The following is a 25,919-nucleotide window of genomic DNA, read 5'->3' as shown; positions in this document are numbered from 1 at the left end:
AATCTTAGGGTTGCTCCTGTTGAATGGGTAATCGTATGCGAATTAAGGTGCCTTGACCATAGCTGCCCGCCAAGGCTTCAATGCTGCCCATATGTGCGCCAATAATGGCTTTCACAATAGTTAAGCCCAAGCCTGTGCCTGTTTTGCCACGATCGCCACGTTGCATGGTATAGAACATATCAAAAATCTGCTCACGCTCCACTTCAGGAATCCCCACGCCCTGATCGGCAATATCAATTTGTAGTACATCGTCAAATTGTTGAATGGCAACTGAGATAGGTACTTCTTCAGGAGAAAATTTGGCGGCATTTTCCAGTACATTAAAAAGCGCTTGTTCAATTAATGCAGGATGCACATATAAGTCAGGTAAATCGGATGGTAAGTCCATTTCGATATGGATATGCGGTTGATAGCGTTTTAAACGCTGAGTCGCCGAACCAATCAATTCTTCAACTGAAATCCAAGCTCTTGCCAGTGTTAAACCCTGATGTCCCAAACGGGTCATGTCTAACAAGTTCTGGATATAACGGTCTAGGCGCTCACCTTCTATGTGTATGGTGTCGAGTAGACTCAGCCGATCTTGTTCTGACATCTGCTCGCCATAATATTTTAAGCTGTCTGCCGAACCAATCATTGCAGCCAAGGGCGAACGTAAATCGTGTGAAACTGAAGACAACAAAGCCGAGCGTAATTTCTCGGTTTCGGCGACTACACGCGAGTTTTCCAGTTGTTGTGAAAGCTGAATCCGTGCGGCGGTTTGCGCAATGTCCTCAATCATGAGTTCAACCAAACGTTGTTGTTCATAGCTGATCATGGCGATGTTCTGATAAAAACGAATGGCGATGACTCCGCGCTCATCTCCCACCAGACAGGGATTCAGCCACCATTCCGATTGACTTAAGGTCTGGGTAAAACGCCCGCAAGATTTGCCATTTTTTAAAGTCCATTCTGCTGCGATTAGGTCTTTTTCATTCAGGCTGGACAGTCGTTCCGTTTCTACTGTGCCTATTTTCAGCCATATTTGCGCATTCAAGACATGTTCCAGATGCTGTTTGGCAATATTCAGTACTTGAGGAATATCGACACAACTCGACAGCTTACGCTCCAATTCTTGCAACTGGAGTGATAGTGAATTTGCAGCACGTAAATTTAACACCTGCACCCTTAAACGGTTGGCTAAACGCCCGACCAGCAGTGCAGTAATCATAAAGGTCATAATGGTAATGACCCCGCGCTCGGCACTGATGCTAAAGGTATAACGCGGCTCAATAAAGAAGTAGTTATATAAAAGAAAACAGCAAAACACACTAATACTGGTAATCAGCATGCGCGTACGCATTGCCACCAACAACACAGTCACAATAAAAATCAGCGCCAAATCGGTATAGCCAATAAAATGATCACTGATCATGGCAGCCACAAAACCCGCCAGCACAATCAACACACTTTCGCGGATTTCTTTGACATTATCCGACTCTGTTTGTCCAAATAAAGATGATGTCGCCGCCGAAGTTTGTCGGGTTGTTGCGACATTTTTTTCCTTTAACGGCTGTACAAAGGTAATTTCAAAAGGGTGCTGTTGTTCTAACAGTTGATCGGCAATATGGTCTGAAAATAGACGTTGCCACAGCGACTTTTGTGGACTTTTTCCCAATAAAATATTTGATGCCCCATGATCATAAGCCGCTTGTAAAATGGCAGTCGCAATATGATTGCTATATAACAAATGGGTTTCTGCACCCAGTTTGCGCGCCAAATGAAAGGCTTTGGTCACCGCCAGTGTCTGTAATGATTCCGCTTGGCTTTTTTGAATGGAAATCACACTCCAACTGGCATTGCGACGCTCGGCAATGCGATGGGCACGGCGCACCAAATCTTCCGAGTACTCCGAACCATCAATCGCTAACAGCACATGATTTTGTATCGGAACAATTTGCCCTTGTGCAATAAACTTTTCACGGTAGTCTAATTCGACCTGCCCCGCCACGGTTTGTATGGCTAAATCACGTAAAGCCGTTAGGTGTGCGGGTTTAAAAAATCTTTGTAAGGCTTGCGGTGCAACATCAGGCAGATAAATTTTGCCCTGATGCATGCGTTCCAGCAATTCAGGCACAGGTAAGTCGACCAAACGAATATCTTTCAGGCGCTTTAGTAACGCATCGGGCACTGTTTCACGTACCCGATTGCCTGTAATTTGATAGACCACATCATTCAAACTTTCCAAATGTTGGATATTCAAGGTGCTGTAGACATTAATGCCTGCATCGAGCAACTCATTCACATCTTGCCAGCGAAATTCGTGTCGACTGTTGGGAATGTTACGGTGCGCCAGTTCATCCACCAGCACAATGTCAGGCTTGAGCTGCAAGAGGTAATCCAGATCCATTTCTTCTAAGCTACAATCTTGATAGCTCACCTGCTTTTTCGGAATAACATTTAATCCATGAATTAAACGCTCTGTTTCAGACCGACCGTGAGTTTCCACCACGCCTACCACCACCTGATGCCCCTGTTGCATCAACTCATGGGCACGGCTCAGCATGGCATAAGTTTTTCCTACACCTGGTGCTGCCCCCAGAAAAATGGTTAAACGCCCCGATTGCTCACGCTGACTGTGAGCCAACCATGCATCTGCTTTGCTGTTACGGTCGATCTGCATAAGGTACGCGCTACTCTGTTATTGTTTTAGAAGATAACTGATCTAAAGCCAAATTCAGCTCCAGAACATTAACTCGGGCTTGCCCATACACTCCGAACTGTGGTGTTTGTATATGCTGTTGAACCAAAGCCTGAACTTCTTGTACAGCTAACTGACGCTGCTGGGCAATACGGTTGACCTGTAACAAGGCACTTTTAGGTGAAATATCAGGGTCAATACCGCTACCAGAAGCGGTTCTCATCTCTAAAGGGACATCTTGTATAGAAACCTGATTCTGTTGTGCAAACAACATGGTTCTATCATGAATCGATTGTTTTAAAGCTGGATTGGAAACCGCCAGATTACTGCCCGCCATCGCCTCGACATTATAATTCACCGCACTCGGGCGCGTATGGAAATACTGCGGACTAACAAATTGCTGCCCAACCAGTCGTGAGCCTATCATTTTACCATTTTGCTCAAGCATGCTCCCATTCGCCTGTACGGGGAACAGCCACTGCGCCAAAGAAACACTGACACTGCAATAGCCAATCCCTGCGATCAAAAATCCCACTAAGATTAAACCGATAGTCGGACGCAATACAGACTGTGGCTGATGAGATAAGGGAAGTTCGAGTAAGGTATTCATGTTCAGCTCCTAAATCCACAATGACACAACAAGATCAATCAACTTGATGACCACAAAAGGAAAGATCACACCACCCACGCCATACACCAGCATATTACGGCGTAGTAGTTGCAAGGCGCTAGCAGGTTTGAATTGCACCCCTTTTAATGCCAGTGGAATCAGCATTGGAATAATCAAGGCATTAAAAATTAACGCAGAGATAATGGCACTTTGCGGACTGCCCAGACGGAGCACGTTCAGTACCTCTAATTGTGGAATCACCACGGCAAACAATGCAGGTAAAATCACAAAGTATTTCGAGACATCATTGGCCAATGAAAAGGTGGTCAGTGCGCCACGGGTAATCAATTGTTGTTTACCAATTTCAACCACATCCAGCAGCTTGGTCGGATCAGAGTCCAAGTCCACCATATTGCCCGCCTCTTTTGCCGCTTGCGTGCCCGAGTTCATGGCCAAACCAATATCTGCCTGTGCCAATGCAGGTGCATCATTGGTACCATCCCCAACCATCGCCACCAATTTACCCGCAGCCTGTTCCTTGCGAATACAATCCAGTTTATCTTCGGGTTTGGCTTCTGCAATGTAATCATCTACCCCTGCTTCGGCAGCAATCGCAGCAGCGGTTAGCGGATTATCCCCTGTGACCATAATGGTTTTAATGCCCATTTCGCGTAACAAGGCAAAACGTTCTTTAATCCCCTGCTTGATCACATCGGATAGTTCAATTACCCCTAAAAGTAGCTGCTGATCCATGACCACCAAAGGCGTCTTACCTTGACGGGCAATGTTTTCCACAATCTGTTTTAACTCGGCCTGTACCGATGAGTTTTGATGTGGAAGCTGTAAAATCGCATCATAAGAACCCTTACGAATTTGACGCTGATCTGCCAAATCTACCCCTGAAATACGGGTCTGGGCACTAAAAGGAATGAATTCCATTTGAAGATCGGACGAAGCAGATTCCCCTTGTTGCTGAGTCAAATTCACAATTGACTTGCCCTCAGGTGTCGGGTCTGCCAAAGAAGATAGCAACGCAGCTTGGCGTAACTGTGGCATGGAAACACCCAGTACCGTATGAAAAGCTGTGGCTTGGCGATCACCATAGGTGATGGTGCCTGTTTTATCCAGCAATAGCACGTCAATATCACCTGCAACTTCGACCGCCTTCCCCGATTTTGCCAAGACGTTGGCTTTTAAGGCTCGGTTCATGCCTGCAATCCCAATTGCAGGTAACAAGCCGCCAATGGTCGTTGGAATCAGACACACCAACAGTGCCACCAGCAACACCAGACTGATTTTAATGCCTACCATCGCGCCAATAAATGGCAAGGTCGCCACCACCACCACAAAGGTGATGGTCATAATATTCAGTAAAATACTGAGGGCAATTTCATTCGGTGTTTTTTGACGGTTTGCGCCTTCAACCAAGGCAATCATGCGGTCTAAAAAGCTATGTCCTGCTTCACTACTAACGCGCAGAATAATGCGATCTGACAAGACTTTGGTTCCGCCTATGACCCCTGAACGATCCGTATGCGCTTCACGTAATACGGGTGCAGACTCACCTGTAACCGCAGATTCGTTAATGGTGGCAAAACCCTGAATAATTTCGCCATCCGCAGGAATAATTTCACCTGCATGAACCACAACCAAATCATCTTTTTTTAACAGATTGGCAGAGACCACTTCAGCTTCAGCATTTGGATTTGCCACGCGGTTCGCCATCAAGTTTTCACGTGCCTGACGTAAGGATGCGGCCTGTCCACGTCCTTTGGCTTCTGCCACGGCTTCGGCATAGTTGGCAAACAGTACCGTCATGAACAGAATCAGGCTGATGAGCAAGCCAAAAACCAAACTGGTGGTTCCCAACACCGTTGCAATAAAACTGAACAGTGTTCCTAACCATACGCATGCCATGACAGGATTTTTAAATGCATACTGTGGGAGCAATTTATAAAAAGTTTGCTGAACAATTTCTTTATTTAAAATATCAAGTTGTGTCGCATTGGAATGTTGCATTGTAGTTGCTCCACCTTAATTTTGAATCATCAAATAGTCCGTAATGGGTCCTAAAACCAATACAGGCATAAATTGCAAAATTGTCAGAATCAGCACAATACCGACCATGGTCAGTGCAAAAGTCACCGACTCGACTTGAAGTGAACCTTTACCTGCGAGTGCTTGAGGTTTAGTTGCCAAGCTCACTGCAATCAGGACTGGAATAATCAGTACGCTATAGCGCCCTGCCAACAAAGCGACACTGGCACTTAAATTCCACCACACCGTGTTATCGCCCAGCCCTTCAAAACCTGAGCCATTATTGGCATAGGCGGAGACATACTCGTAAAACACCTGACTAATGCCATGAAATGCAGGGTTGGAGTTTCCTGTCAGTGCAGGAAATGCAATCGCAATGGCGGTTAAACCTAAAATCACCACAGGCTGCAACAGAATGACCAAAGCCAAAAGCTTAATTTCAGTCACTTCAATTTTTCGACCAAACAGCTCTGGGGTACGCCCTGTCATTAATCCCGCGATAAACACAGCTAAAAACAGATAGATAAAGAACTGTAATAGCCCACAGCCAATGCCACCCCAAATGGCGTTAATCAGCATATTGCACAGTGCAACCAACCCTGTCAGTGGGGAAGCAGAATCATGCATCATATTGACCGAACCATTATTCACTTGCGTGGTCAAACTTGCCCACAATGCCGAGGCTTCTGCCCCAAAGCGCATTTCTTTACCTTCCATCAAAGCTGTATTGGCAGCTAAGGAAGATTGTTCGGTCCAAAAGCTGAGCGCGGTTGAGCTCAATGACATCAATAACATGCTGCCAAAGATCATCCACATTAATGCTGGACGCTGAATAAAACGCCCCAGCATAAATATGACTGACAATGGAATCAGTAAAATGGCCAGCATTTCTAAGACATTGGAAAATGGTGTTGGATTCTCTAGCGGTACACTGCTGTTCGGTCCGTACCAGCCCCCGCCATTACTGCCCAGCTGTTTAATCGCCACCATTGGCGCAACTGGGCCTAAGGGAATATGCTGGGTTTGAACTTCAGCTTGTTGATCGAGTACCTGTACCGTTGGACCTGATGACAGTGTAGAAGGCACACCTTGAAAGGTGAACAACAAAGAAAATAGCATCGCCAAAGGGATAAAAAAGCGCAACAAGGGACGGATGATGTCCATCCAAAAATTCCCCAAGTTAATCTTGTCCCATGTAGTTTTGCCTTGTACTGTCTGAGTCTTGGGTTGTAAAAACAACGCTCTTAACATCGCCACCAGCATGGCTAGCCCCAACAGCGGCGATAAATATTGCAGACCAACAATCACAGTCATTTGCGATAAATACGACAATTGAGCTTGTCCCGAATAATGTTGCTGGTTGGTATTGGTCAAAAATGAAATAGCGGTATGCAACGCCAGATCCCACTGCATATTTGGAATATGATCGGGATTAAATGGCAGCCATGCTTGGGTCATCAGCACAGCAATACTCGTGATTAACAGCAGAATATTGGTACAGACAAACGCTGTTAAATACTGTCGGCACGTCATGCCTTGCGCACGAATATGCAAGGCAGCATAAATAGGACGTTCAATCCAGTTGAATAGCACATCGCTTTTCATGGGTTTGGCTTGCATGATATTGGCCAAATAGCATCCAAGCGGATAAGCCAAAAGCAGCGCCAGAATAAATACGGAAATAAATTCCCACATAACAAATGCCATCGAAAATAGGTCAGCATTAGTATGGAAATCAGGTGCGTAAATTCTCTATATGCAAAACGGAGGTCTGCGTAAATTTTGCGTTAATTTTTATAAGTGAAAGTCAGCTAGAGGATAGGATTTATGGAAATGAACAGCATGATCTTTGCTTGGTAGAGGGTCAGCACATCAGAACGGTCTTACTCTTCTGATGCACTATATTTTTAACTGGCGTGACTCTTGATCACATGATCAGAATTAAAATGGGTATGGGTTAAACGCTCAGCCGTATTTTCGGTTAAAGGTTCAACTTCTTGCATTGTGCTCAGACTACGTGCGGTTAAATCCATATATTGCTGTGTGCCTTTGAATTTCCATGCAATTTCTTTTTCAGTGAGTGTACGAATCACGCGAGCAGGACTCCCGACCACCATCGAATTGGCTGGAATTTCGGCTTTGGCTTTAACGGTACTATTGGCACCGACAATGGTATTTTCACCAATCACAGCCTCATCCAAAATCACACTGTTCATGCCAATCAAGGCATTTTTACCAATACGGCAACCATGCAAAATTGCACCATGTCCAATATGCCCAAACTCTTCCACCACGGTGACATTATTCGGAAAACCATGAATGATGCAGGAATCTTGCACGTTGGCATTTTGATGAATATGAATACCGCCAAAGTCTGCACGTAAAGCTGCGAACGGACCAATATACGCCCCATCTTCAACAATGACATCGCCAATTAGCACCGCAGTCGGATGCACAAAAGCTTTGGGACTGACCACGGGAATGACACCATCAATGGCATAACACGGCATAGTTTATTCCTTAAACTGTGAGTCTATTTTATCTGCTTAGTAGCTCGGCTCTTCCTGCTTTAAGCCACCAAAACGCTTATAGAATTGCGGATGTGCAGGGGGCATTGAACCCTCTGAAGTACGCGCAATGTCCATAAAGAATTCATCGCCTGCTAACACCACGGTTTGATAGAGATTACTGCTCAAATTGCGTGAATTCAGCGACAGCCAGTTAGATGGCAATAATTCAAAAGGTAAATTCGGATCTTTGAGTAAAATTCGACGATATTGATGAATCAATAAAATACGAATCTGAAACGCTTGCATCGGATTGAGTTCTTCATCGCTGTCCACCAGATTGAAGAATTCTCTGAAATCAGTGATGAATTTTTCATAACGCTGATGCAGCTCTTGCACAGGCCAGTTCACTTCGACCATGCGTTTGACCGTTGGGTAAGATTCTTGCCAGATTTGCAAAGCTTCGGCTTTAAAGATCACCACTTGGTCAGTCATCTTTAAACCCAATAACAGGTTTTGCAGTTTGAGATGGTCACAGCCCGGATACGCCATGACATTGGTGGCAATATTGGCAAAACCGAGCCACTCCAGCTCTTTTTTCAAGGTGACTTTATTTTCCAGTTCCACCGAACTGAGCAACACCAGATCCCATTTTTGGTCCCACTCTTGTTGCGTGAAACTGTAAATTTTCTGGTCTGCCATAATAAAACGTTGGCGACTGCTTTCCGTGACACGGTAGTAACTGGTCCGTCCGATTTTCTCGGAAATCAGCCAACCATTCTGGACAAGGCGGAATACGGCTGTACGAACCGAACGCTCGTTAAAACCAAACACATCCATTAACTGAATTAAACTGGCAAGACTGATAATGCCACCACGGTGATAAATACAGTCACCAAAGATGGTCATAATCAGCGAGGTGCCACTCAGTGCTTCGTTGTTAATGAAATCATCAATAACTTGTTTTAATTTGAGATTCATTGCGTTCAACTATTACCTTGTCAGATCAGAATGATAAATCATGTGATCTATCATTCAACTAAAACTTATGCCGATTTTCGAATATCAAAGACGCGTTGTGCTTTCCCCTCAGAACGTGGCAGGCTGCCTTCTGGTAAAATTTCAACCATCACTGAAATACCGACCATGGTTTTGATCTGGGTTTTCAATAAGGCTGCAATTTGCGGAGTTAACGTTTCACTCACATCTTTGCGCATTTCAGCACGAATATGCAAAGTATCCAAGTGTCCTTGTTTGCAAATTTGAATTTGGTAGTTCGGCACCAATTGTGGAATATGCAAAATCTGTTCTTCAATTTGCGATGGGAACACATTTACACCACGAATAATCATCATGTCATCGCTACGACCGACAATTTTATCCATACGGCGCATAGTACGCGCAGTACCTGGCAATAAACGAGTCAAGTCACGGGTACGATAACGAATCACAGGCATGCCTTCTTTGGTAATCGTGGTGAATACCAACTCACCCAACTCACCATCTGGCAAGACTTCACCTGTTTCAGGATTAATGATTTCTGGATAGAAATGATCTTCCCAAATGGTTGGACCGTCTTTGCTTTCAAGACACTCCATCGCAACGCCTGGACCCATCACTTCAGATAAGCCATAGATGTCCAAAGCATCAATGCCTAGGCGATCTTCAATCTCACGACGCATTTCGTTGGTCCATGGCTCTGCACCAAAGATCCCCATTTTGATTGAACAGTCTTTTGCGGTACCGAATTTCTTTTCTAGCGCTTCAATAATGTTTAAGCAATACGATGGTGTCACCATTAATGCCGTCGGCTTAAAGTCATGAATCAGTTGTGCTTGACGCTCAGTTTGACCACCTGACATAGGAATCACGGTTGCGCCTAAACGTTCTACGCCATAATGTGCACCTAAACCGCCTGTAAACAGACCGTAGCCATAAGATACTTGAATGGTATCTTTGTTCGACAAGCCCGCGGCACGTAGTGAACGTGCCACCACATCTGACCAAACATTAATATCGTTTTGGGTATAACCGACCACGGTCGGCTGACCTGTGGTACCTGATGAAGCATGAATACGGATAATTTGTTCCTGTGGCACAGCAAACATGCCAAACGGATAGTTATCACGTAAATCTTTTTTGGTGGTAAACGGAAACTTTGCCAAGTCTTCTAAAGATTTGAAATCATCAGGATGCACACCTGCTTCATCAAATTTTTGCTTATACACTGGGCTATTTTGATAGGCGTGTTGCAGTGTCTTTTTCATGCGCTCCAATTGCACACTACGTAACTCGTCCACTGAAACCGTTTCAATCTTTTCCATTGCATTGTTATTCATATTCTGTACTCCTAGTGCAGTCATCCTGACTGCGGGTTATTCCGTTCTAGACTATTTCCTTAGTCCACATTTTCTATAATCAGTGCGACACCTTGTCCTACACCAACACACATGGTGCAGAGCGCGTATTTTCCATTGCGACGCTTCAATTCTTTCATGGCGGTAATCACCAAACGTGTACCACTCATGCCCAATGGATGACCCAGTGCAATGGCACCACCATTTGGGTTGACACGGTGATCATCATCTTGCAAACCGAGTTCACGCATCACCGCAAGCGACTGCGCAGCAAAGGCTTCATTCAGTTCAATCACATCCATTTGATCAAGCGTTAAGCCTGTTTGCTTCAATACTTTTTGTACCGCTGGCACAGGACCAATACCCATGTATTTGGCTTCAACACCCGCTTGCGCAATTGCCACCACTTTTGCCAGCGGTTTTAAACCATGCTTGCTTGCAAACTCTGGGCTACCCAATAACATACATGCCGCGCCATCGTTGACACCAGAAGCATTGCCCGCAGTCACAGAACCACCTTCTTTACGGAAAGGCGCTTTCAAAGCTGCCAAGGCATCAACGGTGGTGTCTGCACGCGGATGTTCATCGGTATCAATCGTAATGCTGTTTTTCTTACGGTCTTGAATGGTCACTGGCAAAATTTCTTCTGCAAGTACGCCATTTTGCTGTGCGACTGCTGTTTTTTGCTGACTGCGGTATGCAAACAAATCTTGGTCATCACGGCTAATTTGATATTTCTCAGCTACGTGTTCAGCCGTTTCAGGCATGCTATCCACACCAAAATTGGCTTTGAATTTTGGATTGATGAAGCGCCAGCCAATGGTGGTATCAAATATTTCAGGTGTACGGCTAAAAGCTGTGGTTGCTTTCGATTGTACAAATGGTGCACGGCTCATTGACTCGACGCCGCCCGCCAATACAAACTGCACTTCGCCCGATTTAATCGCACGTGCTGCAAGTCCGACGGCATCCAAACCTGAAGCACATAAACGGTTCACGGTAATGGCAGGGACTGAATCAGGTAAACCTGCCAATAACGATGCCATACGTGCCACGTTACGGTTGTCTTCACCTGCTTGGTTGGCACAACCTAAAATCACTTCATCCAATTCATTCCAAGGCAAATGTGGATGTTGATTTTTCAAATACTGAATCGGTAATGCCGCCAAGTCATCGGCACGAATACCACTTAAACCACCAGCATAGCGACCAATTGGGGTGCGAATGCCATCTAAAATATAAACCTGTTCCATTTGTCTTCTTCCTTTAGCCGGCAATAAGAAATTGTTGTGATTGCGGGCTGTTTTGCACCTGTCCTCGTGCAGCTTTCTTCGCTAAATATATACTTGGTCTGTAGCGTTCTTCACCATAAACACGATACAGATTTTTAAGAATTTGTGAAATAGTGTTGTATCCTATTTTTTCCGCCCACTGGAACGGACCTTGCGGATAGTTCACACCATATTTCATTGCAGAATCAATATCTTGCTCCGACGCAATGCCATGTAGCACCGCTTCACAAGCTTCATTCACCAACATTGAAATGGTTCGTAACACATAAAGTCCTGCATGATCCTGAGTCCACAACGGTATCACGTGCATGCCAATGAACAAATTATCCACAACCAACTGATCTGCTTCCGAACATGCTGCTGAAGCCACGACTGGAATCGCTTTGGCTTGTACCCAGTCCGCATGCCAGTCCATCAATACCACTTTCTGATTAACATAATCCAGATCGACCGACTCACCCGATGAAAGACGAAGCGATACATCGCCAATCAAGATTTCATCCTGTGCACCTTCTACAAACTTCACTTCAAGATGCGAGGCATGTGCCAAACGCTGAATTAAACCAGAAGAATGTTTCCAATCACCTTTCACGGTGACCGCCAATTTCTCAACAGATTTGACATAACGTACTGGTAATTCATACTGTGGTGTTGGCGTTGCTTGCGCATAATCGTAAAAACCTTGTTTAGTTTTACGACCGAAACAGCCAGCATCCACCAATTCTTTTTGAATCAACGATGGACGATAACGCGGCTCATAAAAAAATTCTTGATAGACACTTTGCGTGACCGAGAAATTCACATCCTGACCGATCAAATCAGTCAATTCACACGGTCCCATGGCAAAGCGACCACATTCACGCAGAATAAAATCGAGTTCTTCAGGACGTGTAACATTTTCCTGTAGTGCACGGAAAGCTTCCGCATAGTATGGGCGGGCCACACGATTCACGATAAAACCAGGGGTGGATTTTGCCAAGACAGGCACTTTTTTCCATGACTTCATCAGTTCAAGCAAAGCATCTGCAATTGCGACTGAACTTTTTAAACCACGGATAATTTCCACCAGTTTCATTACCGGTGCTGGGTTAAAGAAATGTAACCCGACCACCCGCTCTGGATGTGGAATCGCAGCAGCAATGGCTGTAATTGAAATTGAAGAGGTATTCGATGCAAAAATCGCATCTTCAGAACACACGGCAGCCAACTGTTGAAACAAGCTTTGCTTCACTTCTTTCTTTTCAACAATCGCTTCAATAATCAGTTGTGCAGGTGCTAACTGCGCTAACTCATGCTCAACACTTAAATTGGCAAAGGTACTGTCATATAGTTCCTGCGTCATTTTTCCTGCTTGCACACGCTTTGTGAGTTGTGCCGCAAGTTGCTGTAAGGCAGCTTCAGTTTTGCTGGCATCGACATCATACACAAAGGTTGGATGTCCATGCATCGCAGCCAATTGGGCGATACCAATTCCCATGGTACCTGCACCAATTACAGCGACGGGCGCCTGCTGTAAATTGATCTTTTCCATGTTTTAGCAACCTTTATATTCTGGGGTACGCTTTTGCATAAAGGCTTGTACGCCTTCACGGTAATCGCTTGAACGACCTGCCAAACGCTGTAAATCACGTTCTAGAATCAACTGATCATCCAGATTATTATGTGCAGCGGCATGAATGGCTTTCTTAATTAGGGATAGGCCATAAGTCGGTTGCTTCGCCAAATGTTCAGCCAGTTTTTGTGATTCAGCTTTCAAGGCATCATCTTCAACCACTTGCCAAATCATGCCCAATTGCACCGCTTGTTCAGCAGGAATTTTATCGCCTAACATCGCTAAACCCATGGCCTGAGCACGACCGACCAAACGTGGCAGGAACCATGTGCCACCTGAATCTGGCACCAAACCTAAACGGCAGAATGCTTGGATAAAGGATGCCGATTTTGCAGCCACCACCAAGTCACATGCCAAAGCAATATTGGCACCTGCACCAGCAGCTACACCATTTACGGCACAAATGACAGGTTTTGGCATTTCAGTAATCAGTTTGATCAGCGGGTTGTAATATTTTTCAATCGACAAGCCTAAATCTGGTGAATCAGCATTCGGGTCCACCACGCGATCATTTAAGTCCTGACCTGCACAGAAACCACGACCTTCAGCAGAGATCACCACTGCACGAATCGCGCTGTCTTTAGACCATGCTTTGAGTACGCTTGATACCTCTTTGTGCATGGTTTCATTAAAGCTGTTGAGCTGTTGTGGACGGTTAAAGGTTAAATAGCCCACTGCATTTTTATCTTCAACAATTACGGTTTGGTATTCCATTACACACCTCTAAATTCTGGTTTTCTTTTCTCTAAAAATGCATTAATGCCTTCTTGACGATCTTGCGTCGCTGCCAACCAAACAAAATGCTGACGTTCCAGCTTTAAGCCTTGGCTTAAGGTCACTTCATGAATCGATTTTAAAGATTGCTTAATCACACGAATCGCCAATGGCGCTTGTTTGGCAATTTTTTCTGCCAATTCCACCGCATATTGCACGGTTAAACCGACTGGGCACACTTGGCTGGTAATGCCATGTTGCAGCGCTGTTTGCGCAGAAATCATTTCGCCTGTCATCGCCCAACGCATCGTCAATTGCTGTCCGACCAAACGAGCTAAACGCTGTGTGCCACCTGCACCTGGCAACATGCCTAAACCAATTTCAGGCAAGGCAAATTGTGCATTTTCACCCGCAAGTACGATATCGCCATGCAATGCCAGTTCAAAACCTGCACCAAAAGCATAGCCATTGATCGCCATAATCAGCGGTTTTGAAAACTCATCAATACGTTTCCACAACTGTGGGCGTAAGTCTTGCTGAATACTGACCACATCTAGCTTAGACAATTCATTTAGGTCGGCACCTGCGGCAAAACATTGTGGATTACCGGTAATTACCACCACTTTCACCGCAGTATCTGCTTCAAGCTGTTGCAGACAATCGGCAATTTCTTGCAAGGTGGCATTGTTTAAGGCATTGCGTTTTTCAGGTCGATTCAGTTCAATCAGTACCACGCCCGATTTTGGAGAACTGGTTTTAATGTATTCCATCTTGCCGCTCCTAGATTCAGGCTTATTCGTCAAAGCTCAAACGAACATTGGCTGACGTTGGCAACGCCTGACAGCTCAACACATAACCTTTCTCAACTTCATCTTGTTCAAGGCTATAGTTGATCGCCATTTCGACCTGACCTTCAAGCACCTTACATTTACAGGTTGCACAGACACCGCCTTTACATGCATACGGTAAGTCCGCACCTGCACGCAGTGCTGCATCTAAAATGCTGTCATCTTGTTTAGACACTTCAATGATCAGTTCACGACCATCGAGAATGATGTTGACCTTTTCTTCACTGCGGCTTTCGATTTGCTGTGCCGTTGCGCGTGGTGCTGTGCCTGTATTAAAGCGTTCAGTGTGAATTTTGCTGCGCTCAATGCCAAACTCTGGCAGCACTGTTTCCACAGCCGTCATCATTTCTTCTGGACCACAGGCAAAACAATGATCCGTGTCGGCATTAATCAATTCAGCCTTGAATAATTGCTGTAATTTTTCTGCATCAATACGACCATTAAAAATTTCACTGTCGTTCATTTCACGAGAAAAAATATTGATCAGTTGCAAACGCTCTTTAAAACGATCTTTTAAATCCATGATTTGTTCTGCAAACATGGTTTGTTTCCAAGAACGGTTGCCATAGACCAACGTGAACTGCGCATCCGCTTGACGGTTGAGAACCGATTTCACAATCGACAAGATTGGGGTAATCCCACTACCTGCGGCAAAACCAAGGTAATTTTGTCCACCAACTTTCGCAGCTTTCTGGAAGAACACACCTTGTGGTGGCATCACTTCAAGTACATCGCCTGCTTTTAAGTGATCATTCGCCCACGTAGAAAATTGACCCTGATCAATTTTCTTAATCGCAATGCTCATGTCTTCTGCCACATCACTACAAATGGAGTAGCAACGACGCAATTCACCTTCATCCGTCATATGACGAATAGTTAAGTGTTGTCCTGGTTGATATTCAAATGCAGCGTACTGCTCAGGCGCCAAATCAAATGCAATGCAAATCGCCTGTTCAGTTTGTGGCTGAATGGATTTAATCGTTAATGGTACAAATTGGCTCATCTAAAATTCCCTCTTTCTTTTCGATTTTTCAATGTGTGAGACATGGGTTCTTTGCAAATGTCTTTAATTAAATGCACTTGAAATAATCGAAAGGTTCTAAGCAGTCTTGGCAACGATATAAGGCTTTACATGCTGTCGAACTAAATTCACTTAATAATTTGGTGTGCTGACTGTGGCAACGCGGACATTGAATGCCATCGGTCAAAGCGACATGCGTACCACAACTGTGAGAATTACCCTGCGGCGGTGCAATGCCATATTGCTGCAATTTTTCTTTGCCAGCTTCACTCATCCAATCCGTGGTCCAAACTTCAGAAAGATCCACCACCACTTTTACTGGTGTCAAACCTTTGGCTGCAAAGGCTTGGGTAATATCTGCCGTTAACACATCTGTTGCGGGGCAACCGCTATAGGTTGGCGTGAGTCGCACGACAATTTCATTCTGGTCATTGAGTTCAACGCCACGAATCATGCCTAAGTCGAGTACTGACAAAACTGGAATTTCAGGATCAGAGACCTCAGCCAAAACACTCCAGCATTCATCTGCGACATGTCGAATTAAATTCATACGACTCACTCCCTGTGATTTCGTCTTACCAAGCCATATTTGGATATGAACGTTGCATATATTGCATTTCTGCCAGAATGTAACCTAAGTGTTCTGTGTGCAGTCCTTGTTTTGCACCACTACGGTATGCACCTGTTTCTGGCAGACTAAGTTGCATACGGGACAATTCTGATTGCACGGTCTCCAACCATTGATCTTTTAAAATTTCAAGATTTGGAATCAGACCTGTATTCACCAACTGCATTTCAGCAGCGCTGAGTTGGAACAATTCTTGGGTGAAACGCCACAACTGATTGACACCTTGCTGGGTTTTCTCATGCGCTTCCGCTGTGCCCAAGCTCAAACGCTCCATCCATGTAGTCGAGAAGCGCAAGTGGTATTTCACTTCTTTTAAAGATTTCATTGCAAATGCAGACACATCGGCATGGCTACTGTTGGTGAGTGCCGCCAATAACAAGGCATGGTAGTGATCCATCAACCATTGACGCACGATGGTTTGGGCGAAATCACCATTCGGCTGTTCAGCCAACAATAAATTGCGATATTCGCGTTCGGTTCTGAAATACGCCAGTTGGTCTTCATCACGACCTAAACCTTCAATCTGACCTGCAAGACTTAAAGCTGTGCGTGCCTGACCCAACAAATCTAGACCAATATTGGCTAAGGCAATATCTAACTCTAGCTCTGGTGCATGTCCGCACCATTCTGCTAAACGGTGTGACAGGATTAGTTGGCTATCGCCCACATGTAACAGGAATTCTGCTAAAACTTGTGTACTCATCGTTTTTCTCCCTTCACTTACATGTGCTCAATGCCATCTGGAATGTTGTAAAACGTTGGGTGGCGATACACCTTGTCTAAAGACGGATCAAAAAATTCTGGTTTTTCATCTGGTTGAGAAGAAGTGATCAGTTCAGATTTCACCACCCAAATGCTGATACCTTCATTGCGACGTGTATACACATCACGTGCATTTTGCAATGCCACTTCATCATCCGATGCACGTAAGCTGCCCACATGACGATGACTTAAACCTTGTTTGCTGCGAATGAACACTTCGTAAAGTGACCAGTTATTTTTGTTATCCATGACCTTGTTTCCCTTCATCTCTGATCTGAATTAAGCAACTTTCTGTGCTTGCTGCTGTTCTTGCTGTTTCTTGGCATACACTGCGGCAGTTTCACGTACCCATGCACCGCCTTCCCATGCCTTACGACGTGCTTCAATACGCTCGTGGTTACACGGACCTTTACCAGCAATCACGTCAAAGAATTCATTCCAATCCACCTCACCAAATTCGTAATGACCTGTGTCTTCATTGAATTTCAAGTCTGGATCTGGAACAGTTAGACCGAGTTGCAAAACTTGAGGCACAGTGTTGTCGACAAACTTTTGACGTAAAGCATCGTTACTGAATAATTTGATTTTCCATTGCATGCTTTGTGCACTGTTTGGAGAATTATCATCACTAGGACCAAACATCATCAGGGCTGGCCACCAGAAACGATTCACTGCATCTTGTGCCATTTGCTTTTGTTCTTCAGTGCCGTTTGCCAATTGCATCATGGCTTCAAAGCCTTGGCGCTGGTGGAAACTTTCTTCTTTACAGATACGCACCATGGCACGCGCATAAGGACCATAAGAGGTACGGCAAAGCGCAACCTGATTCACAATGGCAGCGCCATCCACCAACCAGCCAATCGCAGCAACATCCGCCCACGTTAAAGTTGGATAGTTAAAAATCGATGAATATTTCATACGACCTGCAATGAGCTTATCCATCATGTCATCACGGTCAGCACCTAAAGTTTCTGCGGCACTGTAAAGGTACAAGGCATGACCTGCTTCATCTTGAACTTTAGCCAACAATACTGCTTTACGTTTTAACGATGGTGCACGTGTAATCCAGTTGCCTTCTGGCAGCATGCCCACAACTTCAGAGTGGCCGTGTTGACCAATTTGGCGAATTAAGGTTTTGCGGTAGGCATCTGGCATCCAATCCTTTGGCTCAATTGAAATGTCCTTTTCAATGCGCTGATCAAAAGCTTGTTGTTGGTTATTCATTTTTCCCTCACTTATCCCAAGTGTCGATACAATTAAATTAAAACGATACACAAATAAAATCAATATTAATTTTTAGGTATCATTTAATTAAAATTCAAATTTAAACTCAAGTTACTGTTTTTAATCATTTTATTAAATATTATTTTTTGGTTTGATTTTTTTACATACGAATTACGATTGACTTTTACACGTTTTAATACCAAATTATGAAACATCAAAACTAAAAAACATTTTAAAACGTATCATAAAAGGAGTTTTACCATGCTAGAGTTAGAAAACAACTCAGTGGAGCAACACGATACAACTGAAGAGCACCAAGCTCAGACCCTTAAAACCCTGAGTTCTTTGGTGTATGGACAGGAATATTCTTCGCAGGCGGAATTGCGTACGGTTTATCACGCCATTACAGGCGAAGCGATTTACCAAGTCAGTAGCCATGGCATCAATACCAAAGCCGTTGTGGATTATGCGAAAAAGCAAGGTGCAACCATTGCAACTTGGACCTTCCACCAACGTGCCAATGCCCTAAAACAAGTGGCGCAATATTTACTAGAACGTAAAGAACACTATTACGAACTCGCCAAAGCAACAGGCTGTACCCGTAAAGATGCATGGATTGATGTTGAAGGCGGGATTGGAACATTATTTGCTTACTCTAGCCTTGTGCGTCGTGAACTCAGTGATGAAACTGCGCTAGTAGAAGATGCATGGATTCCATTGTCTAAACACGGCAATTTCGGTGCCAAACATATTTTGACCTCTAAAGCGGGTGTGGCACTGCATATTGATGCCTTTAACTTCCCGATCTGGGGCATGTTAGAAAAAATTGCACCAACGCTTTTAGCAGGTGTGCCATGTATTGTGAAACCTGCAACTGAAGGTGCAGAACTGACCCATGCAGTGGTGAAAGACATTCTGACAAGTGGTTTCCTACCTGAAGGTTCACTACAGCTCATCTGCGGTCAAATTTATGATTTAATTGAACAATTAAATCCCCAAGATACCGTTACATTTACAGGTTCGGCAGCAACAGGTCAAAGCCTGCGTGCAAATCCACACTTAAATCACTATTCAATTCCATTCTGTATGGAAGCGGATTCGGTTAACAGTGCGATTTTGACTGAACACGCCAACGATGAAACTATCGATTTATTTGTGCGTGAAGTATTTCGTGAAATGACCACCAAAGCAGGACAAAAATGTACAGCGATCCGTCGTGCCTTTGTTCCAGCGGCATTGCTTGAAACAGTACAAACACGTTTAGTGGCAAAACTACAAAAAGTGGTGGTGGGTGACCCTGAAATTGAAGGCGTGACCATGGGTGCTTTGGCGAGCGTAAAACAAAAATTCAGTGTTGCTGAAAAAGTGGAACAACTCAGCCAAGATGCCAAAGTAGTATTGGGTAGCCACTTACGCCAAGATTTCGAGATTCAAGCAAAAAATGTAGATAAAGGTGCATTTTACCCACCAACTTTGCTTGTGTGTGAGCAACCAACTCAAGCTCAACATATTCACGAAGTGGAAGCTTTTGGTCCAGTTTCTACTCTGATGCCATACCAAAATCTGGCTGAATTGGCAGATTTAGTAGCACGTGGTGAAGGTAGCTTGGTGGCTTCTGTGGTGCGCAATGTAGATGAAAATATTGAAGCATTGATTACCAAAATTGCACCATGGCATGGCCGTGTACACATTCTAGATGCTGAAAGCGCGAAAGAAAGTACAGGACATGGTTCTCCACTTCCGTATTTGGTGCATGGTGGTCCAGGTCGTGCGGGTGGTGGTGAAGAACTCGGTGGTTTACGTGCCGTAAAACACTATATGCAACGTACGGCTTTGCAAGGTTCACCGAACGCGATGACTCAAGTCGGTCATAGCTGGACTGCGGGTGCGCAAGTGTTTGAAGACCGCGTACATCCATTCAAGAAAGACTTTGATGAACTTCGCGTCGGTGAGCGTTTACTTACGGCTCGTCGTACCGTGACTGAAGCTGACATCGTGAATTTTGCTTGCCTAAGTGGCGACCACTTCTATGCACATATGGACAAAATTGCTGCGGCAGATTCTCTGTTTGGTGACCGCGTAGCACATGGCTACTTCATTGTTTCTGCTGCTGCTGGCTTATTTGTTGATGCTGCTGCGGGTCCAGTGATTGCCAACTATGGTATGGACAACCTGCGCTTTGTAGAGCCTGTAAAAATTGGCGATACCATTCAGGTTGAATTGACTTGTAAGCAAAAAACACCGAAGCCTTTACGCGATCCAGAGCAAAAACCGCATGGTGTGGTGGTTTGGGACATTAAAGTCAAAAACCAGCGCAACGAATTGGTCGCGACTTATGACATTTTAACCTTGGTTGAACGAGCGGCCTAAGATTGATCTATAAAAAAAGAGAATCATATGATTCTCTTTTTTTTATAATATAAAATAAATGTATCTTTTTGTCACAAAGTGATTGACCCCGCCTCATTTAACCCGTAGATTAAAAATAAGACGATACACAATAAAAACAAAAATAAATATAAAAGTATCAAATTAACTCAAACAGTCAGCACAGGAAGTTGCGTGATGAACGATAAATCCATCGATATAGAACTGGTTGAAAGGACGATTCAACCTGAAGCACAAAATTTTGAACACCACCCAGTTTCAGAACATTCGCCTACACATGAGCCAACGGCAAAAAGCCGTAGCAGCGCCTACCACTGGTATGTGGTGGTCATCTGTATGGTGGCGTACATTCTTTCTTTTGTAGATCGTCAAATTTTATCCCTGATGATTGAACCGATTAAACATGACCTGATGCTGAGCGACACCCAATTCAGCTTGTTACAAGGTCTGGCATTTTCATTGTTCTATGCCTTTATGGGCGTGCCGATTGCCGCACTTGCTGACAAGAAATCACGCATTAAAATTATTTCCATCGGGATCGCCTTCTGGAGTTTTGCTACGGCGGCTTGTGGTCTGAGCAAGAATTTTCTACAAATGTTCCTGTCACGCCTTGGTGTCGGTGCAGGTGAAGCCGCACTCTCTCCAGCGTTTTATTCCATTGTTGCCGATCTATTTCCTAAAGAAAAACTCGGTCGTGCGCTAGGTCTGTATGCGATTGGGGCATTCATTGGTTCAGGGCTTGCCTTCCTGATTGGGGGGTACGTGATTGGTTTACTTAAAAATGTAAACTTGGTGACTCTGCCACTGATTGGTGAAATTAAAACTTGGCAACTGACCTTTATGATTGTCGGTTTACCCGGGGTATTATTAGCATTGTTGATGATTTTGACGGTACGCGAGCCTGAGCGTAAGGGTTTAAAAATTGGTCAAGATGGTCAAGTGGTAAAAGCCTCTTTCAAAAACTCAATTGCCTTTATTAAAACTCATAAAAAGACCTTCTTCTGTCATTTCATCGGTTTCTCTTTTTACACCATGATGCTGTATGCATTACTTGGTTGGGCACCTGCGTTCTATATGCGTAATCATGGTTTAGATGCCAGCCAAACAGGTTATATCCTCGGAATAATCATTTTGGTTGCCAATACTTCAGGAGCTTTATTCTGCGGTTGGCTGATCGACTGGTTCTCTAAACGTGGCTATAGCGATGCAGCGATTCGTAGCGGCATGATTGGCTGTGCAGCCCTGATTATTCCAAGCGTCTTGTTTACCCAAGTAGATAACATGTACCTTTCGTTTGCGCTGATTTTTGTGGCGATGTTCTTTTCGACTTTCCCAATTCCAGCGTCTGCCGCAGCAACGCAAATGCTCACGCCAAACCAGTTACGTGCACAAGTCTCTGCCGAATTCCTTTTGGTTTCAAACTTGATTGCTTTAGGTATTGGCACCACAGCGGTTGCTTTAATTACCGATAAATATTTCCAAAATACCGTGATGGTGGGTAATTCAATTTCGATTGTAAATGCCGTAGCGGGCGTACTCGGCACATTCTTGCTGTACAAAGGCTGCCAATATTATCGTGACAGTATTCAAATAGAAAAAGATGCCGAACACGCGTAATCACTTTAGATTGATCAAACCCCATGCTAGCGAAAGGTTCTCCTTTCGCTTTTTTATTTACTCACGATGAGATGCCTTTGATCCGTTTATTTTCAACCCATCATTGAGCAGAAAGCACTTCTCCCCCCGCTTACTTTATAAGGTGCATATTCGTATTCTAATAGACACCAGATCTCACAAACAATTGAACAGAGAGTCGTATCTAATTTGTACACTTTAAATGGGTTCTAACATTTTGATTTCTTATAATCGCCATTATTTAAAATGGAGACATTTAGAGGAAACATCTGTTTTAATAGTTCAATCATAAGCCCTATATGAAGACAGATATGTTTAATAGTTATTCTCCGAGTAATCAAGATAATGGAATATTTATAAAATCAAGTAAATTATCATCATTAGAGGCTATATTACTTCAGTTAAATAAAGACCTTCCAGAACATATTCAACCTCATGAACTAGTATCAACTATACAGGATCTATTGAATTTTAAATGTGAGGAAGAGATGTATAAACGTCTAAACTTATCTACATTAAAAAATAAGTTTAAAGATGATAATGATTGGGAGCTATTTAAAAAGTTATTGGTTTATATCGTCCTTCAAAATATAGATCTGAATAAATAATTAGCAGTTATCTTAAACAATTCTAATCTTGATTATTGGATATTATGTTTATTTTATCTAAAATTAACATATTGCACGTTATATGCAATTTAATTTTTTAAACATATAATTCAAAGACTTAATTAACAAAATAGATCCCAACACAGATGTCTTGGGATTTTTTAATAGTTCATCATGTTCCATAATTACTTATTAAACAATGTTCCACAGTTTGTGTAGCCTCATTTACTTCTAAAAGATAAAAATTATCCAGATGAAATAAGAATAGATGTCCAAATAGTTATTGATTTTGCAATAAGATACCAAACATATTCCATCTCAGCTTTATTCACGCTTCCTGATGATTTTTCAATAAATGCCAGTGATCTGCTGTTGATTGATCTCTATTTACATCTACGAAACTGTACCTTCAGGATATTGATTGGCGTCATTTTTCGGCATAAATCTAGTATCTTAAATTATTTCTAATATACTGGATTTAAATTCTTATCAGATGCCGATATGGATATACATCAACAGACTTCACAGCGTATTCGTGAACTGCGTCTAGCACGTGGTTATACCTTGGAAGAACTCGCCGCACGCAGTGATGTCAGCCGCGCCATGATTTCCATGATTGAACGTGCCACCGCCAACCCGACTGCGGTGGTACTGGATAAACTGGCGAATGGACTGGGAGTTTCTGTTGCCAGTTTATTCGGTGGCGTGGAATCCCCTGCATCCTTTGATCCACTGTTACGCCATGCCGAGCAACCGGTTTGGCAAGATCCTGAATCTGGCTATATTCGGCGTAGCCTCACCCCTCAAGGTTCGAAAACTGCAGCACAACTGGTCGAAGTGCTTTTTCCTGCACAAGCGCGTATCACCTACGACATCACACAACGTGATCATGCCATTCAGCAGCAAATCTGGATCATCATTGGGCAATTGCAGATTCAATTGGGTGAACAAATTTATCAACTGCATCAGGGAGATTGTCTTGCCATCTGTGTAGACCGTCCCATTATTTTTAGCAATCCAAACTCAGCACCTTGTCGCTATGTATTAGCGATTGAAGATGGCAAAACCCCATAAATACTTCCCCTTATCCCTGCTTGGAGCCTGCAATGTCGCAAAGTGAAGCCGCTGCAACCGAATTTAAACTGATTGACTGTAATGAAACCGAGCATGCCGCTGCCATTTTAGAAATTTTGAATGAAGCGATTTTGAATTCCACCGCCCTCTATGACTATCAACCACGCACACTACAAAGTATGCAAACATGGTTTGCGACCAAACGGGAGCAGCATTTTCCTGTGCTCGGCATCATCAACGCCACAGGGAAATTACTGGGCTTTGCCAGTTGGGGAAGTTTTAGAGCCTTTCCTGCCTATAAATATACTGTTGAACACAGCGTGTATATTCACCCAGAGCATCGCGGTTGTGGGCTCAGTAAAATTCTGATGCAGGCATTGATCGAAAAAGCACAACAACAACAATTGCATGTGATGGTCGGCTGTATTGATGCCGAAAATGTCGCCAGTATTCAATTACACCAAAAGCTGGGCTTTACCCATTCAGGCACTATTCAACAGGCAGGATTTAAATTTGGCCGCTGGTTAGATGCATCTTTTTATCAATTGACGCTCAGTACCCCACTACATCCTCAGGATGGTTAAACTCAATTGCAGATGTTTAAAATAAAAAAGAGAGCCAATGCTCTCTTTTTCATGCTGTAACAGACTGATTAACTGGCTTGCTGAAACTCACTTAAATGCTTAATTTCATAGGGTAAACCGACATAATTCTCTGCCAATGTCGTTTGCCCTGCCTCTGAGCTGAGGATATAACTTAATTCGGCTTGTTTAATCTTATGATCAAACTCGCTTTCGGTTTCAAAACGATGCAATAAATGGGTCATCCACCAAGAAAAACGTTCTGCTTTCCAGACCCGTTGCAAACATTTTTCCGAATATTCATCGATGCCCTGCTCGGAGCCATCTACATAATACTGAATTAAGGCACTGGATAAATAGGCTATATCTGAAGCCGCCAAATTCAAGCCCTTCGCACCTGTCGGTGGAACAATATGCGCGGCATCGCCTGCCAAGAACAGTTTGCCAAAACGCATTGGTTCGGTCACAAAGCTACGCAGTGGCGCAATACTTTTCTCAATGGATGGGCCTGTGACGAGTTTTTCTCGACTTTCAGGGTCTAGGCGATTTTTCAATTCATCCCAAAACTGTTCATCAGACCAATTATCAACATGATCGGTCAATGGCACTTGTAAATAATAACGGCTGCGAGTTTCTGAACGCATACTACATAGGGCAAAGCCTCGTTCTGACTGCACATAAATCAATTCTTCTGCTACAGGTGGCACATCAGCTAACACGCCTAACCAGCCAAAAGGGTAAACTTTTTCAAAAGTCTTAATTTTATCTTCAGGCACACTGGCACGGCACACGCCATGAAAACCATCACAGCCTGCAATGAAGTCACACTCTATTTGATAGGACTGATTTTGATATTCAAAAGTCAATTTCGGCTGCGTATAAAAATCATCGATCTGCACATTCTGTGCTTCATAGTACGAGCTTAAAACCGCTTGCTCACGGGCATGCATTAAATCTTTAGTGACTTCGGTCTGACCATATACAGTCACCTGCTTGCCGCCTGTCAGTGCAGCTAAATCCACTCGATGCTTTTGCCCTTGGGTCAGGATTTCAATGCCTGAATGCGGTAAACCGTGGGCTTTAAGGTTTTGATCGACACCTGCTTCGGTCAACAAATCTACCGAAACCTGTTCCAAAATCCCTGCACGGATACGCGATGACACATAGTCAGCACTGCGCTGCTCAATAATGACATGCTCAATCCCAGCTTTATAGAGCAACTGCCCGAGGAGTAATCCTGCGGGACCTGAACCAATAATCGCCACTTTGGTTTTTACAATTTCCATGCTGTTCATCCTTGTTCGTTTCTGATTTCAGATTACGCTAGGATGTTTTTTTGAGCTA

At 43.8% G+C, this 25,919-nt stretch carries 22 protein-coding genes; 5 read left to right on the top strand and 17 right to left on the bottom strand.

The features are described from left to right. Positions 1-4: 4 nt before the first annotated feature. From ACWQ4X_RS03340 to paaA, 16 genes are all read right to left on the bottom strand, one after another. Entirely contained in the window at positions 5-2,659 is a 2,655-nt protein-coding gene (locus tag ACWQ4X_RS03340; protein WP_457902719.1) for an ATP-binding protein, read from the bottom strand. 10 nt (positions 2,660-2,669) lie between these two features. Next, positions 2,670-3,287 carry a potassium-transporting ATPase subunit KdpC gene (gene kdpC, locus ACWQ4X_RS03335; RefSeq protein WP_457902718.1) on the bottom strand — a complete coding sequence of 206 codons (618 nt, stop codon included), beginning with the start codon at positions 3,285-3,287 and terminating at the stop codon, positions 2,670-2,672. Between the two features lie 9 nt (positions 3,288-3,296). Next, the gene (gene kdpB / locus ACWQ4X_RS03330) at positions 3,297-5,306 is read right to left on the bottom strand and encodes a potassium-transporting ATPase subunit KdpB (protein WP_457902717.1); all 2,010 of its coding nucleotides are present in this window, start codon (positions 5,304-5,306) and stop codon (positions 3,297-3,299) included. A 15-nt stretch (positions 5,307-5,321) separates the two neighbouring features. After that, positions 5,322-7,019: a potassium-transporting ATPase subunit KdpA gene (gene kdpA, locus ACWQ4X_RS03325; protein ID WP_457902716.1), complete on the bottom strand. Its 1,698-nt coding sequence runs from the start codon at positions 7,017-7,019 to the stop codon at positions 5,322-5,324. Positions 7,020-7,231: 212 nt separating this feature from the next. Then, entirely contained in the window at positions 7,232-7,834 is a 603-nt protein-coding gene (locus ACWQ4X_RS03320; protein ID WP_457902715.1) for a gamma carbonic anhydrase family protein, read from the bottom strand. Positions 7,835-7,870: 36 nt separating this feature from the next. Next, positions 7,871-8,812, bottom strand: a complete 942-nt coding sequence (paaX, locus tag ACWQ4X_RS03315; protein WP_457902714.1) for a phenylacetic acid degradation operon negative regulatory protein PaaX — start codon at positions 8,810-8,812, stop codon at positions 7,871-7,873. Positions 8,813-8,877: 65 nt separating this feature from the next. Continuing rightward, positions 8,878-10,170 (bottom strand): phenylacetate--CoA ligase PaaK, encoded by a 1,293-nt coding sequence (gene paaK / locus ACWQ4X_RS03310; protein WP_457902713.1) that lies wholly within the window; start codon positions 10,168-10,170, stop codon positions 8,878-8,880. A 59-nt stretch (positions 10,171-10,229) separates the two neighbouring features. Next, positions 10,230-11,441 carry a 3-oxoadipyl-CoA thiolase gene (gene pcaF, locus ACWQ4X_RS03305; protein WP_457902712.1) on the bottom strand — a complete coding sequence of 404 codons (1,212 nt, stop codon included), beginning with the start codon at positions 11,439-11,441 and terminating at the stop codon, positions 10,230-10,232. A gap of 13 nt (positions 11,442-11,454) precedes the next feature. Further along, complete coding sequence (locus ACWQ4X_RS03300; RefSeq protein WP_457902711.1) at positions 11,455-13,011, bottom strand: 3-hydroxyacyl-CoA dehydrogenase; 1,557 nt, start codon at positions 13,009-13,011, stop codon at positions 11,455-11,457. A 3-nt stretch (positions 13,012-13,014) separates the two neighbouring features. Then, a complete protein-coding gene (paaG, locus tag ACWQ4X_RS03295; protein ID WP_457902710.1) occupies positions 13,015-13,806 on the bottom strand; it encodes a 2-(1,2-epoxy-1,2-dihydrophenyl)acetyl-CoA isomerase PaaG in 792 nt (263 codons plus the stop codon). Further along, positions 13,806-14,576, bottom strand: coding sequence for an enoyl-CoA hydratase-related protein (locus ACWQ4X_RS03290; RefSeq protein ID WP_044738255.1), 771 nt, complete (start codon positions 14,574-14,576; stop codon positions 13,806-13,808). The genes paaG and ACWQ4X_RS03290 overlap by 1 nt, the downstream gene beginning before the upstream one ends. A 22-nt stretch (positions 14,577-14,598) precedes the next feature. Continuing rightward, positions 14,599-15,657 carry a 1,2-phenylacetyl-CoA epoxidase subunit PaaE gene (gene paaE / locus ACWQ4X_RS03285; RefSeq protein WP_457902709.1) on the bottom strand — a complete coding sequence of 353 codons (1,059 nt, stop codon included), beginning with the start codon at positions 15,655-15,657 and terminating at the stop codon, positions 14,599-14,601. Positions 15,658-15,724: 67 nt separating this feature from the next. Next, positions 15,725-16,225, bottom strand: a complete 501-nt coding sequence (paaD, locus tag ACWQ4X_RS03280; protein ID WP_100242700.1) for a 1,2-phenylacetyl-CoA epoxidase subunit PaaD — start codon at positions 16,223-16,225, stop codon at positions 15,725-15,727. 25 nt (positions 16,226-16,250) lie between these two features. Next, positions 16,251-17,006: a 1,2-phenylacetyl-CoA epoxidase subunit PaaC gene (paaC, locus tag ACWQ4X_RS03275; protein WP_457902708.1), complete on the bottom strand. Its 756-nt coding sequence runs from the start codon at positions 17,004-17,006 to the stop codon at positions 16,251-16,253. A 17-nt stretch (positions 17,007-17,023) separates the two neighbouring features. Then, positions 17,024-17,314, bottom strand: a complete 291-nt coding sequence (gene paaB / locus ACWQ4X_RS03270; protein WP_016167097.1) for a 1,2-phenylacetyl-CoA epoxidase subunit PaaB — start codon at positions 17,312-17,314, stop codon at positions 17,024-17,026. Between the two features lie 30 nt (positions 17,315-17,344). Then, a complete protein-coding gene (gene paaA, locus ACWQ4X_RS03265; protein ID WP_457902707.1) occupies positions 17,345-18,289 on the bottom strand; it encodes a 1,2-phenylacetyl-CoA epoxidase subunit PaaA in 945 nt (314 codons plus the stop codon). 261 nt (positions 18,290-18,550) lie between these two features. Between paaA and paaZ the strand changes: the two genes are divergently transcribed. From paaZ to ACWQ4X_RS03240, 5 genes are all read left to right on the top strand, one after another. Continuing rightward, complete coding sequence (gene paaZ, locus ACWQ4X_RS03260; protein ID WP_457902706.1) at positions 18,551-20,659, top strand: phenylacetic acid degradation bifunctional protein PaaZ; 2,109 nt, start codon at positions 18,551-18,553, stop codon at positions 20,657-20,659. A gap of 192 nt (positions 20,660-20,851) precedes the next feature. Then, complete coding sequence (locus ACWQ4X_RS03255) at positions 20,852-22,294, top strand: spinster family MFS transporter (RefSeq protein ID WP_457902705.1); 1,443 nt, start codon at positions 20,852-20,854, stop codon at positions 22,292-22,294. Between the two features lie 329 nt (positions 22,295-22,623). Continuing rightward, positions 22,624-22,920 (top strand): hypothetical protein, encoded by a 297-nt coding sequence (locus tag ACWQ4X_RS03250; RefSeq protein WP_161933628.1) that lies wholly within the window; start codon positions 22,624-22,626, stop codon positions 22,918-22,920. Positions 22,921-23,421: 501 nt separating this feature from the next. Further along, complete coding sequence (locus tag ACWQ4X_RS03245; RefSeq protein WP_457902704.1) at positions 23,422-23,994, top strand: helix-turn-helix domain-containing protein; 573 nt, start codon at positions 23,422-23,424, stop codon at positions 23,992-23,994. Positions 23,995-24,026: 32 nt separating this feature from the next. After that, positions 24,027-24,578 carry an N-acetyltransferase family protein gene (locus tag ACWQ4X_RS03240; RefSeq protein WP_457902703.1) on the top strand — a complete coding sequence of 184 codons (552 nt, stop codon included), beginning with the start codon at positions 24,027-24,029 and terminating at the stop codon, positions 24,576-24,578. Between the two features lie 68 nt (positions 24,579-24,646). On the opposite strand, the gene pobA is transcribed toward ACWQ4X_RS03240, so the two are convergent. Beyond that, positions 24,647-25,861, bottom strand: coding sequence for a 4-hydroxybenzoate 3-monooxygenase (pobA, locus tag ACWQ4X_RS03235; protein WP_457902702.1), 1,215 nt, complete (start codon positions 25,859-25,861; stop codon positions 24,647-24,649). Positions 25,862-25,919 lie beyond the last annotated feature (58 nt).

It is taken from the genome of Acinetobacter sp. NigerLNRRAM0016 (genome assembly GCF_054112845.1).
The sequence above is the reverse complement of the archived record's forward strand: the minus strand, read 5'-3'. Positions and strand labels throughout refer to the sequence as shown.